General features: G+C 73.2%; 14 protein-coding genes. 7 read left to right on the top strand and 7 right to left on the bottom strand.

The window, feature by feature from the left end; translation table 11 throughout:
- The first annotated feature begins 94 nt into the window (after positions 1-94).
- Positions 95-571, top strand: coding sequence for a GNAT family N-acetyltransferase (locus ACF1A1_RS34070; protein ID WP_392005194.1), 477 nt, complete (start codon positions 95-97; stop codon positions 569-571).
- On the opposite strand, the gene ACF1A1_RS34065 is transcribed toward ACF1A1_RS34070, so the two are convergent.
- Both ACF1A1_RS34065 and ACF1A1_RS34060 read right to left on the bottom strand, forming a co-directional pair.
- Entirely contained in the window at positions 558-2012 is a 1455-nt protein-coding gene (locus ACF1A1_RS34065) for an FAD-dependent oxidoreductase (protein WP_392005192.1), read from the bottom strand. The genes ACF1A1_RS34070 and ACF1A1_RS34065 overlap by 14 nt on opposite strands.
- 59 nt (positions 2013-2071) lie before the next feature.
- Positions 2072-3298 carry a polysaccharide pyruvyl transferase family protein gene (locus ACF1A1_RS34060; RefSeq protein WP_392005190.1) on the bottom strand — a complete coding sequence of 409 codons (1227 nt, stop codon included), beginning with the start codon at positions 3296-3298 and terminating at the stop codon, positions 2072-2074.
- Positions 3299-3822: 524 nt separating this feature from the next.
- Here ACF1A1_RS34060 and ACF1A1_RS34055 point away from each other — a divergent pair.
- The gene (locus tag ACF1A1_RS34055) at positions 3823-4413 is read left to right on the top strand and encodes an AAA family ATPase (RefSeq protein ID WP_392005188.1); all 591 of its coding nucleotides are present in this window, start codon (positions 3823-3825) and stop codon (positions 4411-4413) included.
- Between the two features lie 492 nt (positions 4414-4905).
- Here ACF1A1_RS34055 and ACF1A1_RS34050 read toward each other — a convergent pair whose 3' ends face one another.
- The 5 genes from ACF1A1_RS34050 to ACF1A1_RS34030 form a co-directional block, all read right to left on the bottom strand.
- The gene (locus ACF1A1_RS34050) at positions 4906-5667 is read right to left on the bottom strand and encodes a cupin (RefSeq protein ID WP_392005186.1); all 762 of its coding nucleotides are present in this window, start codon (positions 5665-5667) and stop codon (positions 4906-4908) included.
- On the bottom strand, positions 5661-6587 hold the full coding sequence (locus ACF1A1_RS34045) for a PmoA family protein (RefSeq protein ID WP_392005184.1): 927 nt from the start codon (positions 6585-6587) through the stop codon (positions 5661-5663). The genes ACF1A1_RS34050 and ACF1A1_RS34045 overlap by 7 nt, the downstream gene beginning before the upstream one ends.
- On the bottom strand, positions 6584-7699 hold the full coding sequence (locus ACF1A1_RS34040) for a Gfo/Idh/MocA family protein (protein WP_392005182.1): 1116 nt from the start codon (positions 7697-7699) through the stop codon (positions 6584-6586). The genes ACF1A1_RS34045 and ACF1A1_RS34040 overlap by 4 nt, the downstream gene beginning before the upstream one ends.
- A gap of 538 nt (positions 7700-8237) precedes the next feature.
- Positions 8238-8480, bottom strand: coding sequence for a DUF5302 domain-containing protein (locus tag ACF1A1_RS34035; protein ID WP_392005180.1), 243 nt, complete (start codon positions 8478-8480; stop codon positions 8238-8240).
- A 349-nt stretch (positions 8481-8829) separates the two neighbouring features.
- Positions 8830-9627 carry a VOC family protein gene (locus ACF1A1_RS34030; RefSeq protein ID WP_392005178.1) on the bottom strand — a complete coding sequence of 266 codons (798 nt, stop codon included), beginning with the start codon at positions 9625-9627 and terminating at the stop codon, positions 8830-8832.
- Positions 9628-9883: 256 nt separating this feature from the next.
- Here ACF1A1_RS34030 and ACF1A1_RS34025 point away from each other — a divergent pair, with 256 nt between their 5' ends.
- The 5 genes from ACF1A1_RS34025 to ACF1A1_RS34005 all read left to right on the top strand — a co-directional run bounded on the left by ACF1A1_RS34025 (position 9884) and on the right by ACF1A1_RS34005 (position 14700).
- Entirely contained in the window at positions 9884-10744 is an 861-nt protein-coding gene (locus tag ACF1A1_RS34025; protein WP_392005176.1) for an alpha/beta fold hydrolase, read from the top strand.
- A gap of 521 nt (positions 10745-11265) precedes the next feature.
- On the top strand, positions 11266-11604 hold the full coding sequence (locus ACF1A1_RS34020) for an antibiotic biosynthesis monooxygenase family protein (protein ID WP_392005174.1): 339 nt from the start codon (positions 11266-11268) through the stop codon (positions 11602-11604).
- A complete protein-coding gene (locus ACF1A1_RS34015; protein ID WP_392005172.1) occupies positions 11601-12488 on the top strand; it encodes an NAD(P)-dependent oxidoreductase in 888 nt (295 codons plus the stop codon). The genes ACF1A1_RS34020 and ACF1A1_RS34015 overlap by 4 nt, the downstream gene beginning before the upstream one ends.
- Complete coding sequence (locus ACF1A1_RS34010; RefSeq protein WP_392005170.1) at positions 12485-13465, top strand: amidohydrolase family protein; 981 nt, start codon at positions 12485-12487, stop codon at positions 13463-13465. The genes ACF1A1_RS34015 and ACF1A1_RS34010 overlap by 4 nt, the downstream gene beginning before the upstream one ends.
- A complete protein-coding gene (locus tag ACF1A1_RS34005; protein WP_392005168.1) occupies positions 13462-14700 on the top strand; it encodes a cytochrome P450 in 1239 nt (412 codons plus the stop codon). Before ACF1A1_RS34010 ends, ACF1A1_RS34005 begins: the two co-directional genes overlap by 4 nt.
- The last annotated feature ends 175 nt before the right edge of the window (positions 14701-14875 follow it).

Genomic DNA, 14875 nt, shown 5'->3' with positions numbered 1-14875 from the left:
AGAAGGTCCGGCACCAGGCCGATTCATGGCGACCGCTCCCGTTGAGCGGGCCAATTCCCTGAAAGGCGGGGCCGGTTCCTGCGAGGATGCGTGAGTGATCGAAACAGGCTCGCTACGCCCCGGTGATCGCGCCGCATGGGAAGTGCTGGCGCGCGGCTACAAGACCTTCTACCGCACTGAGGTGCCTGACAGCGGGTACGAGGAGACGTGGCAACGTCTCCTGCACGGCACCGAGTTGTACGGCATCGGTGCGTGGTCGAACGGCAGGCTGGTCGGCATCGCGCACTTCCTGTTCCACGCCACGTTCTGGTCGGCGGACAGTTGCTATCTCCAGGACCTGTTCGTCGACGAGGCGGCGCGCGGCCAGGGCGCGGCGCGGGCCCTGATCGAGCGGGTCGCCGAGGTGTCGCGGGAGCGGGGCGCTTCCCGCCTGTACTGGACCACCCAGCAGGACAACACCACCGCCCGCGCCCTGTACGACAGGGTGGCGCGGTTCCACGGGTTCATCCGCTACGACTACGCGCTGTCCCAGCCGGCGGCGCCAAGGACCCGATGGCTCAGCCGCCCGTGACCCGTGCCTCGCTGTCGGCGGTGCGGTGCAGGCGGGCGCCCTGGCGGAGCAGTTCCTCCTGCACCAGGTCGGCGGGCACCTCGCGCGGTACGCGACCGAGCCGTACGGCGAGTGCCGCGCACGCGCCCGCGGCCTGGCCGGTGGCCATCGCGATCGGCATGACGCGGTAGGACGAGTGGGCCACGTGTGAGCCGGAGATGCAGCGCCCGGCCACCAGCATCCGCTCGGTTCCGAGGGGCAGCAGGCAGCGCAGCGGGATGTCGTAGAAGCGGCCCTGCGGTACGCGCTTGAGGACGGTTCCCCTGCCGCGCGGGTTGTGGATGTCGACGGGGTACGCGCCGTGCGCGACGACGTCCGGGAAGGACTGGGCGCCCAGGATGTCGTGGCCCGTCAGGTGGTAGTCGCCGAGGATGCGGCGGGTCTCGCGCACCCCGATCTGGGTGCCGCTCTGCACGGTGTACGCCTCCTCGAAGCCAGGGACGCGGGTGCGCAGGAAGCGGTCGATCTGCTCCAGCTGGCGGCGGGCGGAGCACTCGGCGCGGGTGAGGTCCCACACGTCGATGCCGAGGGCCTTGGTGACCCGGGTGCTGTTGATGCTGAGCTCGCGGGGGTGCGGGGTGCCGAAGAACAGGATGTCCTCGCGCGCGAGGCGCAGTTCCCCGTCCTGGGTGGCTTGCGCCACGAGGTCCCACAGTCCGTGCACGCCTCGCCACTGGTCGGGGTGGTCACGCACGTACTCGGCGAAGCGCGGGGCCGCGAAGTCGGCGACGCGGAACATCAGCGTCATCGGCTGCACCCGCCCGTCCTCGGGCCGGCCGACCTCGAACGGCGCTCCGGCGGCGGCCGCCACGTCGCCGTCCCCGGTGCCGTCGACGACGACGCCCGCGTCGATCACCACCGGTCCGGACTTCGTCTCGAAGACGACCCGCCAGCCGTCGTCCAGGGGCAGCGCGGCGGACGCGAAGGCGTGCAGCAGCAGTCGTACGCCCGCCTCGTCGAGCAGGTCGAGGAGGACGAGTTTGAAGATCTCCGGGTCGAACGGGACGGTGTAGCCGGTGTCCAGGGAAGGTGGGATGCAGCCGCCGCGCGAGGTGAGCCGGTCCAGGAGCCGCCACAGGAAGCCGGCCACGACCGGTTCGCCCTCGCCGTGGTCGGAGGGCAGCAGCCGGTTGTCCAGGCCGCTCTCGTCGAACACGGCCTGCTTCTGCTCGTTGTGGAACGACATCAGCGGCATGACGAGGGCGGCGGTGGCGTTGCCGCCGAGGAAGCCGTACCGCTCCACCAGGACCACGTCGGCGCCGGCGTCGGCGGCCGCGTGGGCCGCGGCGGTTCCGGCCGGTCCGCCACCGACGACCAGGACGTCCACCCGGCCCCCGTGGCGTGCCGGGCGCGGGGGCAGCGTGACGGTACGGGGCTCTCGGGGCGGTTCCAGGAGGGGCATGGTTTCCTTCCCGTCGGCTGGTTCTGCTGGCGGCTGTGGGGCGTGGCGGCTGCGGCGCGTCAGGCGCCGAAGGCGGTCGTTGCCCGCGGCGGGTCGCCCGCGGCGGCGCCGAGGCGCTCGTCGCGGGTGAGGGGACCGTCGGCCTGGAGGGTGTCGAGGAGGGCGCCGCAGCGGACGCAGGTCTCCCCGGCCAGGTCCCGCAGCCGCCGGATGCGGGCGTCGAGGTCGGCGCGCCGCTGCGGGAACTCGTCCCAGAGCCGGTCCACCTCCGCCAGCAGCAGCCCGGCCTGCTCACGGTCCACGCCGACCAGCGCGGGCGCGCCCGTGCGGCGGGCGAAGTCGAAGACCTTGCCGGAGTACGGCAGCGGCAGCACGGGCAGGCCGGACAGCGCCGCGAAGATCAGGAAGTGCAGGCGCATGCCGACCACCAGGTCCAGGTGACTCATGAAGCCGAGGACCTGCCCGGGGCTGTAGGAGTTGTTCAGGATCCGTCCCTTGTCCGGTGCGGTCATCCGGGACAGCACGCCGTGGGCGTGGCGGACGTCGTGGCGTTCCATCGGGACGAAGACCACGTGCGCGTCGAGCCGCCGGACGAGGAAGTCGGCGACGTCGGCGAGGAGCGCGTGGTAGTCGCTCTCGTCGAGTTTCTCCGCCGCCCGGCCGGGCTCCCGCACGGACATCCCGACCAGCCTGACACCGGCCGGAACGCCTTCCTGGCGCATCATCTGCTCGGTGAACGGCTCGGGCGGCAGCAGCAGCGCCGGGTCCGCGGTGACGGTGAGGTCGCGGTCGACGCCGACCTCCTCGAGGACGAGCCGGGACTCCTCGTCGCGGACCACGATCTCGTCCATGGCGGGCAGCACCGTGCGTACGGCCTCCCGGTCGTCCGCCTCGCGCAGTGGGCCCGCGCCGACGGCGTAGGCGAAGGTGGGCACGCCCCGGGCCTGGGCGGCGCCGACGAGCCGCAGGTACCGGCGGGCCTCCCCGTCGTACAGGATGCCGCCGCCACCGAGGACCAGCAGGTCCAGGCCCGCGATGACGTCGAGCACGGATTTCTGCGGCACGCCCTCCCAGCCGACGACCTCGTCGGCCTCCGGCTGGTGCACGCGCGTGTGCTCGGCATCGCGGCTGAGGACCACCAGCCGGGCCTGCGGACGCCGCGCGCGCAGGCAGCTCAGGACACAGGTCAGGATGGCTTCGTCGCCGGTGTTGAAACCGCCGTAGGAGCCGAGCACGCCGATGCGCGGACCGGGCCGACCGGCCGGTGCGGGCGGGGTGATGGTCATCCGACCTCCTCGGGACGCGGCAGCGGGAACGGGTCACCGGGGCGCGGCGGGGCTGTCGTGCCGTCGACACCGGGTTGCCTGCCCCACCCGGTGGAAACACCACCGTGGAAACACGTCGGCGGGTTTCCCCGGGTACCCCGGCGGCGCGGGGTGTTTTGCCCAGTATGCGGCCGGGCGCGGTGCGGCGCGGCCGGGCGCGGTTGTCTGTGTCCGGGCGTAGTGGCCGGGGCGGGGCTGTCTGTGGCGGGGCGGAGTGGCTGGGCGCGGCCGTCTGCGGCGGGGCGTATGGCTGGGCGCGGCCGTCTGCGGCCGGGCGCAGTCGTGTGCGGTCGGGTGGGCCGGGGCACTCGGGTGGGCCGGGGCACTCCGGTCCAGGTCGGCAGAGGTGCGCAGAGGTGCTGAGGGAGGTCTCGATGACAGCGCTCGAGCCCCGCCACCCCCGACTCCCTCGCCACGCTCGTTGCGGCGAGGGAGGAAGGTGCCCCTGCGCCGTGACGTCGGGCTCACGAGGGTCTTCACCTCGGGTGCGTCCTCTTCGCCCCGCTCTCGGCGGCACGCGCCCGGACGGCGCGGACCTGGCCGCCATGACGGTGGCGGACCGACCGTGGTCCGCCTGGACGTGGTCCCGGCGGACGGGCGAGGGGCTGAGCGCGGTGGTGGAGCTTGCGGTGCTCGTCGGGTTGCAGGCGTCGGGGAAGTCGACGTTCTACGAGCAGTGCCTGAAGGACCACCACACGCTGGTCAGCAAGGACCTCTTCCCGCGCTCGGCCCGGCACAAGCAGGCCCGGCAGATGCGGCTGGTGGAGGAGGCGCTCGCGGCCGGCCGGTCGGTGGCCGTCGACAACACCAACCCCTCGCCCGAGGAATGGCGCCCGCTGGTGGCCGCGGCCCGCGCCCGCGGCGCCACGGTCACCGCGTACTGGTTCCGGCCGGACCTGATGGAATCCCTGCGCCGCAACGCCGCGCGCACGGATCGCGCGCGCGTGCCCGAAGTGGGCGTCCACGCGACGCTGCGGCGGCTGCGCCGTCCCGCGCGGGCCGACGGCTTCGATGCCGTGTACGAGGTCCGCTTCGACGGGCGGGGAGGGTTCGAGGTCCGGCCGGAGGGCGGCTGACGTTCTCGGGGCTTGCGCGGCCGGCGCCCGTTCGGGCCACACGAATCCGCCGTTCGAGCTCAGCGGCGACGGTGAGCCACTCCGGCGACGCGAGCAGAACAGCCTGCCCTCGCCAGGCGACCCAGGCCGCCGTGCCCGCCCCCGACCGACCGCGTGTACGGGTACGGCCACCCGCACGACGTCACTTCGACGCGTGTCCGCGCGTCCGCCGTCATCGGGACGGCGCCAACCGGTACCCGCCGCACTGGGCGTCGTCGGGTTCCGGCGGAGGCCGCCGCTCGCCGCACTGAGCGTCCTCGCGGTCCCGGCGGAGGCCGCCGCTCGCCGCACTGCACACACCCGCCCGCGGACCGGCACCGGTACCGGCCCCGTCCGGGACGACCCGGCCCTGGCCCCGGCCCCCGACCCTGCCGGGCGTGGCGGCACGCGGACCGGGCCCTGTGGGTGCGCGTTCCGGGGCCGAAGACCTCTCCTCGGGCGGCGGCTGCGCAGCTACTCCCCCCGGTACGGAAGCGTCGTGCCCGGCAGCGCGTACTCGTCCCTGCGGCCGCACATGCCGAAGCCGCCGAGCCGGGTCGGCGCCGCCTCGTACGCGGTCGACTCGCCGAGGTACGCCGGCTCGCCCGCCGCCAGCGCGTCGAGCTGGGCGCCGGTGCGTTCGGCGGTGGCCAGTGCGCCGGCCCGCCACAGCTCGCGCCAGGCCGGCACCTTGTCGCGCACCAGCCGGGCCGCGGCCCGCTGGAACTCCCGGTAGGGGCTGTCGTCCCCGGCGGCGAGTGCCTCGCGCAGGACCAGGTAGCCCTCGACGGCGAGGTCCCGGCGGCGGCGTGCCGCGGCCGCCGTCCGCGGTCCGGTGCCGGGCGGGAGAGTGGCCGCGGCCGCGTACGCGTCGGGGTCGGCGAGCACCTCGGGCGGGAAGGTGAAGACGGCGTCCCCGGCCTCGGGCAGGCCGCTGTTCTGCATCAGCACGGTGATGCGCAGGTCGCCGCCCTGCACCATGCGGTGCACGGTGCCCGGGGTGAACCAGGCGAGGGAGCCGGGCTCCAGGGGGATGTCCCGGTAGCCGTCGGGGCTCAGGGTCTGCACGGCTCCCCGGCCGCCGGTGACGACGTACGCCTCCGTGCACACCAGGTGCAGGTGGGGGCTGCCGCCGCACACGCCGTCGGCGGCCTCCCAGTCGTAGGCGCTCAGGTGGGACAGGCCCACGGCGCCGGGCAGCGGGTGCGGGAGGGCCGGCTCGGGGCCGCTCACCACGCCAGGCCCTCCAGGTGGGTGGCGACGCGGTCGCGGTCCCAGGCGCCGTCGGCGACGACGACCCGGTAGCGGTAGCCGAAGGACTCGCCGGGCGGCAGCCGGAACTCCTCGAAGAACGCCCAGGAGAACGCGACCGTGGGGATCGGCTCGGAGCGGACGAACCAGTGCGACTCGTGGATCGCGCGCTGCTCGTCGAGGTTCTCGGGCGCGTGCGCGAAGACGATCGTGGAGTGGGTGTCGACCTCGTCGTGTTCGGTGGTGAAGGCCAGCCACGGGCCCTGGGTGCCCATCAGCTTCTCGGCGCCGGCGTCGGAGTCCGGGGCGAAGGCGGTGCCGCCGGTGAAGTCGCGCGGGCCGCGCCACTGCAAGCCGGTGTAGCCGGCCATCTCGCGGCCGGCGGTGGTCGGGGAGCCGAAGGCGAGGGGTTCGTCGCGCAGGTTGGTGAGGTGGATGGACCAGTCGAGGGCCCAGGCGCCGGCCTCCTCGTCGACCGAGTGGACGGTCAGCCCGCGCATCTCGCGCGCCCACTCGGCGCCGCCGTTCTCCACCCAGGTCAGTTCCTCGGTGAGGGCCAGCCGGTCGTCGGTGACGGCGAAGTCGGTGAAACCGTCGTGGCGCATGGAGCCGACCCGTTCGGGCAGGGCCAGATAGCCCTGGCCGTGGACGTAGCAGTTGCCGCCCCAGAAGTTCTGGCCCGACAGGTGGCTCGCCGTCATCTGCAGGCCCTTGTGCCAGCGGTGGTCGTTCGGGCGGTAGCCGGTCACCGTGCGTCCGGCGAGGGTGCGTACCGGGTGGGCGTACGGCTTGCGGGACTCGAACGCTTCGGGGTCGGGGCGGTAGACGTACCGGAGGATCTCCGTGCCGTTCCCCGCGACGACCGCGATGTGGTCGCCGTGGGTGTGACTGACGCGGATGCTCATGCGCGCTCCTTGGGGGCCCAGTGGGGGTGGTCGCCGTGCATGGCCGAGTAGTACGGGTCGCCGGGGCCGATCTCGCCCGCGTGGACGGGGTGTCCCGTGAACGCGGACTTGTAGAGGGCGGCCGCGAACTCGAGCGTGCCACGGGCGTCCGGGCCGCTGCCCGGAGGGCGGGTGCCCCTGTCGTACGCGTCGAGGAGGGCGCCGAGTTGCGCGGTGTGCGAGCTGGGGACGTCGGCGGTGGGGGTGCGCCAGGCGTCGAAGCGTTCGGCGGTGACGTGCGGGGCGGGGGTGTAGGTCCAGTCCTCGTTGCGGTGGCCGTACAGGTGGGTGAGCTCGACCGTGGCGTCGGCGCAGTCGACGCGGATGCGGCTCACCTCGTGCGGGGAGAGCACGCTGTTGACGACGGTGGCGAGGGCGCCGCTGTCGAAGCGCACGAGGGCCGTGGAGACGTCCTCGCTCTCGGTGTCGTGGACCAGTCGCGCGGCCATGGCCCGTACCTCCGTCCACGGGCCGAGCAGGTGCAGCAGCAGGTCGTACTGGTGGATGCCGTGGCCCATCGTCGGCCCGCCGCCCTCGGTGGACCACCTTCCGCGCCACGGCACCGCGTAGTAGGCGGTGTCGCGGTGCCAGGTGGTCTGGCAGTGCGCGACCCGCGGGGCGCCCAGCTCGCCGCTCGCGATCAGCTCGCGGGCGTGGACGGCGCCGGAGCCGTAGCGGTGCTGGAAGACCACGGAGGCGTACGCCCCCGACGCCTCCTCGGCCGCCGCGATGTCGTCGTACTCGGCGAGCGAGAGGCACAGCGGCTTCTCGCACAGCACCCAGGCGCCCGCCTTGAGCGCGGCCACCGTCTGCTCCCGGTGCAGGGACGGTGGTGTGCCGATGAGGACGAGGTCGGGGCGTACGGCGTCGAGCATCGCGTCCACCGAGGTGTGGCCGACGACGTCCTCGCCGGCGAGTTCCCGGAAGGCGTCGAGCCGGTCGGGGTCGACGTCGACCGCGGCGACCAGTTCGGTGCGGTCGCAGTGGGCTCTGAGGGCGGGCAGGTGGCTGCCGGTGACGATGGCGCCGGTGCCGATGACGGCGACGCGGCGGCGGGCAGGGGCAGGGGACATGCGGTCCACCTCGGACGGCCGACGGACAGGAGACGCAGAAAGCGCTTGCGCCGGGCCGACCCTAGGACAGGCCTAATGTCAGGACAACCCCTGTGCAGGGAGATAGATCCAATTGAGACGAGGCAGGGTCGCGTCGTCGTCGGACGAAGGCGGCGGGGACCGGACATCGCCGGGTCCCGGCGGAGTGGCACCTGAGAGTGGCACGTGAGGGAACGGGCGCGAGCGGTTCCCGGTGCGGGTGCCGCTCGGGTGGCACGGGAGGGGGGCGCGGCGGTGCGGGACCCGATGGCGTTGCGCGGCGGTGGGGGACCCGATGGCACCCGCGGACGGCGGGGCGGTCCTGCGTCGGGTCACCGGACGGCCACGCCGCCGCGCAGCGGGGCCGGTCGTGGTCCGCCGTCGGCGTGGGGCGGACGTCGTGGGGCTCCGCCGGGCTCCACGAGTCGGGCACCGTCACCCGGTAGGACCCGGCCGACACAGCGCCGACATCGTGGTCGGGCCGTGTCCGGCCGAGTCCCGTCCGGTGGGGGTCCGGGACTCAGCCGCCGCTCTTGCGGCGGAACGACCGCTGGCTCGAAGCCGGGCCGTGCGCACCGCGGACCTTCGACGCTCCCGAGTTCGCGGCGGGATCGGCGGCGTCCGCCTGCACGCCGCGCTTGCGCGCCAGGGCCTCCCGGAACTTGCGCTTCAGGTCGTACTGGCCCTCCTCGTCGGGCGCGAGGGCGGGGGTTCCGGCGCCTTCCGGATCCGAACCTTCCTGCGATGAGAGTTCTTCAGCCATGTCGGCCTCCTGGGTTCGGACAGTGGAAAGCACAGCTTGTCATGCCGGAACCCACCACGGTGGCCACGGCCTCCACGCCACCTGCCGTCGGCAGGTGGGCAAGGCCCGCCGGCCCGTTCCGCGGGGCCGGCGCGCGACCGCACCGGCACGCGACCGCACCAGCCCTCAGGGCCACGCGCTCCCGGCGGTCCGGACCGGCCGGGCCGGTGATCACCGGCGGGGCTGCCGGACGATGACATTCGTCCGGCAGCCCGCCGGCGTTCTCTGGCAGCCCGCCGGCGTTGAGGAGGGCGGTCAGGGACACCGGTGCGCCGAGCCGCACGTCGCCGTGGCGGCCACCGGCGCGGACTCAGTCACCGGCCGGGGTGAGCACCACGAAGTCCGCGTTCGCGGGGTCGAGGCAGACGGCCAGCCGGCCGACGCCTTCCGCGTCCTCCGGTCCCATCTGCACGCTGCCGCCGTTCTCGGTGACCTTGGCGACCGCCTCGTCACAGTCGGTGACGGCGAAGACCGGGTGCCAGTACGGCCGTCCGTTCGCCAGGGCCAGGTCCTCCACGCGGAGCTGCATCACACCGCCGTGCATGCGCTCCTCCGGGAGCCCGTCGGGCGTGATGAGGGAGTACGTGCCCCCACCGCCCGGCAGTTCCATGTCACTGAACTGCCAGCCCAGGACGGCTCCGTAGAACTCCTTCGCGGCCGACGCGTCGCTCGTGTACAGCTCGGTCCACGACAGCGAGCCCGGCTCGTCCACCAGCTCGACACCCTTGTTCGTCCCCGGCTGCCACACGGCGAACTGGCCTCCCAGCGGATCGCTGTACTGCGCCATGCGGCCCCAGTCGTCGAGATCCATCGGCGCCACCCGTACCGTGCCGCCCAAACGTTCCACGGCCTGGGTCGTGGCGTCCGCGTCGGTGACGCCGTAGTAGATCATCCAGGCCGAGCGCGCTCCCTCCTCGGTCAGCTTGCCGAGGCCGGCGACGATCTTGCCGTCCTTGCGGAACATCCCGCCTTCCATGTCCTCCCCTTGGCCCATGGACTCGTAGTCCCAGCCGAGCACCGCGCCGTAGAAGGCCGCGGCGGCCCGGACGTCGGGGGTGCCGAGATCGAGCCAGCAGGGGGATCCGGGAGCGAAGTCAGTGGTGATCATGACGAGTGCCTTTCGCAGGTCCTGTGCCACTCAGCGTGGCATCCGGCACTGACACCCGCCCGCCGAACACGCCCGGGGCCTCGTGCCGCACAAGGCTCCTGCCGCACAAGGCCCGCGTCGCATGACGACCGGTCCCGCACGACGACTCGCGGCGGGCGCCGACCGGTGTCGCACGACGAGACTCGCGCGGGCGCCGACCCGCGGCGCTTCCGTCCAGGGACAATCGGGCGCATCGCTCTTCGACCGGGAGGCTGCCATGCGGAACGTCGAGTTACCGGCCGGCGTCGTCGCCTACGACGACACGGGATCGGGGCCACCGGTCGTCCTTCTGCACGGGCTGTTGATGGACCACACGCTGTGGGACCGGGTCATGCCGCTGCTTCCCCGGGGCTTCAGATACCTGCGCCCCGTCCTGCCCCTCGGGGCCCACCGCCGGCCGATGAACCCGGGCGCCGATCTCACGCTGCGCGGACAGGTCCGTCTGGTGGCCGACTTCCTCGACGCACTCGACCTCGACGGCGTCACCCTGGTGCACACCGACTGGGGCGGGGCCCTGTTCCTCACCGCCCACGGCCTGGACCGGCGCGTAGCCCGACAGGTGATCCTTCCGTGCGAGGCGTTCGACAACTTCCCGCCCGGCCTGCCCGGCGCGATGGTGTCCCTCGCCGCCCGGCTCCCGGGCGGCCTCCGGCTCGCCGCTCGTCAGCTGCGCGCCGGACGGCTTCGCCGACTGCCCGTGCTGCTCGGGCAGATGGCCCGGCGGCCGCTGGCCGACGACCTCGTCCACCGCTGGACCGAGCCCCTGCTGCGCGACCCTGCCGTCCGGCGTGACCTGCCGGCCTACTGCCGCGGCCCGTTCGACAAGCAGCAACTCGTCCGCGACACCGAGGCACTGAGCCGGTTCGCCGGTGAGACGCTCGTGCTGTGGTCGCCCGACAACCGGGTGATGCCGCCCGAGCACGGTCGCCGTCTGGCCGAGCTGCTGCCCGCCGGGCGGTACGCCGAGGTGCCGGACGCGTACGTGCTGTCCATGCTCGACCAGCCCGAGATCGTGGCGCGCGAGATGGGGCGATTCCTCAACCGGCCCTCCGGCGGACAGGCACGGCGGCCGGGGTGATCCGGCCGGGCATCCGGCCGTCAGGAACAGCGGCCGGGGTGATCCAGCCGGGCATCCGACCATCGGGAACGGCGGCCGGGGTGATCCAGCCGGGCATCCGACCGTCAGGAACGGCGGCCGGACGGGTGCGGGGCAGGGCGGCCGCGCCACGCCGGCGCTCCGGGCCGCGTGGTCCTCGCCGCTGTCCGGGCCTCGCCCCTGTCCGGGACCTCGGCGCCGTCACCGGTGCCACCGGCGCCACGATGCTCCGGCTCGCCACCAGGGTCGCCGTACTCGTCGGGGGCCCATGCGACCGGCGTCCTGGCGGTGTCGGGAGGGGCGGGGCAGCGCCCCGTTCGGTGAGCCGCCGGGCGCGTCGGCAGCGGCGCGGCCGCACACCTCGTCACCCACCCGAACGGACCAACAACAGAGCGTGAACCCCTTGTGTCTACTGGCCCCTCCCCCATTCGGAGTTGCGTCCGCATGGGCGTCATGAGTCGGTGGGAGTCGTGTCCTGCCGGATCTCACCACCAGGAGGAGAGATGGGCACTGAGCAGAAGGGCCGTTCGGCCGAGAACCTGTCCGTCGTTTTCACGGTCCGCGTGATCGAGGGCGGCGAGCAAGGGTTCCTGAAGCTGTACGACCAGATCCGAAAGTCCGTCGCCCGTACCCCCGGTCACATCGTCGAGAGGCTGGGCGAACCCGTGGACGACTCCCGTCAGTGGGTGATCACCAGCGAGTGGGAGACGCCCGAGCACTTCTTCGCGTGGCAGCAGAGCGAGGAGCACCGCGCGCTGGTGGCTCCGCTGCGCCAGTGGGTCGACTCGACCCAGTCGCTGCGGTTCCGGGTCGTCAAGGAGACCGTGGGGGTGTCGTCATGACACACATACCCAACGGCCCCGTCGCCGTACTCGGACTCGGCCTCATGGGCACCGGTCTGGCCAACCGCCTCCTCGACCAGGGCGTGCAGGTGCGGGTCTGGAACCGCACCGCGCGCCGGGCCGAACCGCTCGCCGAGGTGGGCGCCTTCGTGGCGGCACACCCCGCCGAAGCCGTCGCGGGCACCACCGCCGCCATCTGCACCGTCGCCGACGGTGAAGCCCTCGGCGACGTGCTGCGCGGACCGCATGGCGTACTGGCCATGGGGCCCTACCCCGGCACCCTGATCTGCGCCAGCACGGTCGCCCCCGAAGAGGTCGTCCAGATCGCCGGGGACATCCCGGCCGTCCTGGACGTCGGCATGCTCGGCAACCGTGACCACGCCCGCGACGGCGAGCTGCGGCTGTTCGTCGGCGGTGAGCGGCAGGCGTTCGACGCCGGCCTGCCGCTGCTGGAGACGCTGGGCAAGGAGGTCGTCCATCTGGGCGCACTCGGTTCCGGCATGCGGATGAAACTGCTCCTCAACCTGCTGATGGGCGTTGAGGTGCAGGCCATGGCCGAGGCCACCGAACTGGCGGCCGCCGCCGGACTCGACCGGAAGCTGGTCCTCAAGACCATCGCGGGCAGCGGCTTCGCCTCGCCCGTCATGGCGTTCAAGTCGAAGCGTCTGGCCTCCGGCCGCTTCGACGAGCCGGACTTCCGGCTGCGGCTGATGGCGAAAGACCTCATGCTCGCTTCCAAGCAGGCAGCGGCGGCGGGTCTCCACCTGCCGCTGGCGGCCGCCGCGGCCGAGACCCACGTCCGCGCCACCGAGCAAGGGCTGGGTGACGAGGACTGTGCCGCGGTCGCCCGCGCACTCACACCGAACCCGGGAAGCGCCACATGATCATCGACATCCACGGGCACCTGTCCCCACCGGAGGCGGCCGAACGCTACCCCATGCCCCCGAGCCTGACCGACGTGGACGGCATGCTCGCCGCTCGCGCCGAGGCCGGAATCGACCTCACCATCATCGGCAGCCCCGTCGGCGCCGGCGCGATGGCGCGGGTCCCGGGCGTCGACAACTACGCGCAACCACGCGACCGGCTGCGCGGTTTCCACGCCTGGATGTCAGGCCTGATCGCCCGGTTCCCGGACCAGTTGCGCGGCTACGTGTACGCCAACCCGTTCGGTGACGACGATCACCTGGAGGGCGTGCGGGAGACGCTGGCGGACCCCGCCTTCGTCGGCCTGATCACCACGTCCAGCGTTCACGGGGAGCTGCTCGGCTCCCCGCGTGCCGACTCCTTCTTCGCGCTGGCCGCGGAGGCGGGAGTGCCGGTCCTGGTGCACGCCCCGGCCGAACCGGTGGGCACGGAACGGGTCGAGGAGACCGGCTTCGTCGAGCAGATCGGCCGGTTCGGCGACCTCACCGTCGGCATGGCCATGATCGCGTTCGCGGGATGGCTGGACAAGTACCCCGGTCTGCGGCTGATCGGCGCGACCGGCGGTGGCGCCATGGCGCTGCTGCCGGAGCGCCTGCAGACCGCGGCGCGGCCCCGGCACTGGGCCGGGGGCGCGCCGCCCGCCGGCCGGCCCGGCGCCGCTCCGCCGCCGCAGGCCGAGGCACCGGCGGCCGATCCGGCCGCGGCGCTCCGGCGCATGTACGTCGACACGAGCCCGTTCAGCCCGGCGCACCTGAGCCTGAACGCGGAGGTGCTGGGGCCCGAGCGGATGCTGTTCGGCACCGACTCACCGCCGATGGCGGCGCCGCTGGAGGACTCCATCCGCATGATCGAGAAGCTGCCGGTCGACAAGGCGTCCCAGCAGCTCATCCTCGGCGGCAACGCCGAGACCCTCTTCGACCTGAGGAGCCGTCCGTGACCACCACACAGGACGCCATCACCGCGGCCGAGCGGTGTACTCCGGAGTACCGGCGCGACCCTCACGCGGTCTACGCCCGGCTCCGGGAGGCGGCGCCGGTCTGCCCCATGAGACCGCCGCACGGCAACGAGACGTACCTGATCACACGGTACGAGGACGCGCGGGCCGCCCTGTCGGACCCGCGGCTGAGCAAGGACATGTACGGGGCCATGGACGCCTACCGGAGGATCTTCGGTGACTCGTCCGTGGCACTGGACGACAACATGCTCAACTCCGACCCGCCCAAGCACACCCGGCTGCGCAAGCTGGCGAACTCCGCGTTCACCCCGCGGCGGGTGGAGGCTCTGCGGCCGCGCGTGCAGGACATCGTCGAGGAGCTGCTCGACGAGTGCCCGGCCCGGGAGCCCTTCGACCTGCTGCCCGCGTTCGCGTTCCCGCTGCCGATCATCGTGATCTGCGAACTGCTCGGCGTGCCGCCGCAGGAGCGGTCACGGATGCAGTACCTGTCCACCACGGTGGCGCAGACCGGTTTCAGCGAGGAGTCCAGACGGGCCCAGCAGAAGGCGGAGGAGGATCTGCACGCGTACTTCACGGACCTCATCGCGGCCAAGCGCGACCGGCCGGGTGACGATCTGATGAGCGCGCTCACCCAGGTGCGGGACAACGACGGCGGGCTCACCGAGAACGAGCTGGTCTCCACGGCGTTCCTGCTGATGTTCGCGGGTCACAAGACGACCGCGTACCTCATCGGCAACGCCGTCCACCACCTCCTGTCCCATCCCGCGCAGCTGCGCGCCGTGCGGGAGAACCCGGAGCTGGTCGGTCCGGCGGTCGAGGAGGTGCTGCGCTACGACGGCTCCGTGGAGAGCTCGACGTTCCGCTACGCGACCGAGGACCTGGAGTACGCCGGGACGCGGATCCCGAAGGGCGCCCTGGTGCAGATCGCGCTCAGTTCGGCCAACCGCGATCCGCTGAAGTTCGACGCCCCGGACGAGTTCGACGTGAAGCGGCCGGGGAGCCAGAACGCCCACCTGGGGTTCGGGCACGGCAACCACTACTGTCTGGGAGCCCCGTTGGCCCGGCTGGAGATGCAGCTGGCCCTCACCGGGCTGTTCGGCCGGTTCCCGAGGATGACTCTGGCCGATCCCGCGGGCGGGGCACGGTGGATGGAAGTCCCCTTCCCCGCCTTCCGCGGCCTCGCGGAGCTGCCGGTCGTGCTGGATCCGGCTGGGTGACCGACGGCGGGGGCGAGTGACGGGGCGCACGGCAGCCGTACGGCGGCCCGCTCCCCCTCCGCCCCCACACCGGTACCCCCCTCGCGGAACGTCGAGGCGGGCCCCCGCGAGGGGCCCGCCTCGACTCGCGCGGCAGGTCGGGGTGCTCGGAGCCGGCTGGGTGCGCGGGCCCGTC

Source organism: Streptomyces sp. NPDC014995 (assembly GCF_043080745.1).
Lineage (GTDB): Bacteria > Actinomycetota > Actinomycetes > Streptomycetales > Streptomycetaceae > Streptomyces.
The sequence above is the reverse complement of the archived record's forward strand: the minus strand, read 5'-3'. Positions and strand labels throughout refer to the sequence as shown.

What these genes read in the sequence shown, in the direction of transcription:
- ACF1A1_RS34065 (WP_392005192.1), bottom strand. Translation starts at nt 2,012, where the DNA reads ATGCCCCTCCTGGAACCGCCCCGAGAGCCCCGTACCGTCACGCTGCCC.
- ACF1A1_RS34025 (WP_392005176.1), top strand. Translation starts at nt 9,884, where the DNA reads ATGCGGAACGTCGAGTTACCGGCCGGCGTCGTCGCCTACGACGACACG.
- ACF1A1_RS34015 (WP_392005172.1), top strand. Translation starts at nt 11,601, where the DNA reads ATGACACACATACCCAACGGCCCCGTCGCCGTACTCGGACTCGGCCTC.
- ACF1A1_RS34045 (WP_392005184.1), bottom strand. Translation starts at nt 6,587, where the DNA reads ATGAGCATCCGCGTCAGTCACACCCACGGCGACCACATCGCGGTCGTC.
- ACF1A1_RS34040 (WP_392005182.1), bottom strand. Translation starts at nt 7,699, where the DNA reads ATGTCCCCTGCCCCTGCCCGCCGCCGCGTCGCCGTCATCGGCACCGGC.
- ACF1A1_RS34060 (WP_392005190.1), bottom strand. Translation starts at nt 3,298, where the DNA reads ATGACCATCACCCCGCCCGCACCGGCCGGTCGGCCCGGTCCGCGCATC.
- ACF1A1_RS34020 (WP_392005174.1), top strand. Translation starts at nt 11,266, where the DNA reads ATGGGCACTGAGCAGAAGGGCCGTTCGGCCGAGAACCTGTCCGTCGTT.
- ACF1A1_RS34010 (WP_392005170.1), top strand. Translation starts at nt 12,485, where the DNA reads ATGATCATCGACATCCACGGGCACCTGTCCCCACCGGAGGCGGCCGAA.
- ACF1A1_RS34030 (WP_392005178.1), bottom strand. Translation starts at nt 9,627, where the DNA reads ATGATCACCACTGACTTCGCTCCCGGATCCCCCTGCTGGCTCGATCTC.
- ACF1A1_RS34035 (WP_392005180.1), bottom strand. Translation starts at nt 8,480, where the DNA reads ATGGCTGAAGAACTCTCATCGCAGGAAGGTTCGGATCCGGAAGGCGCC.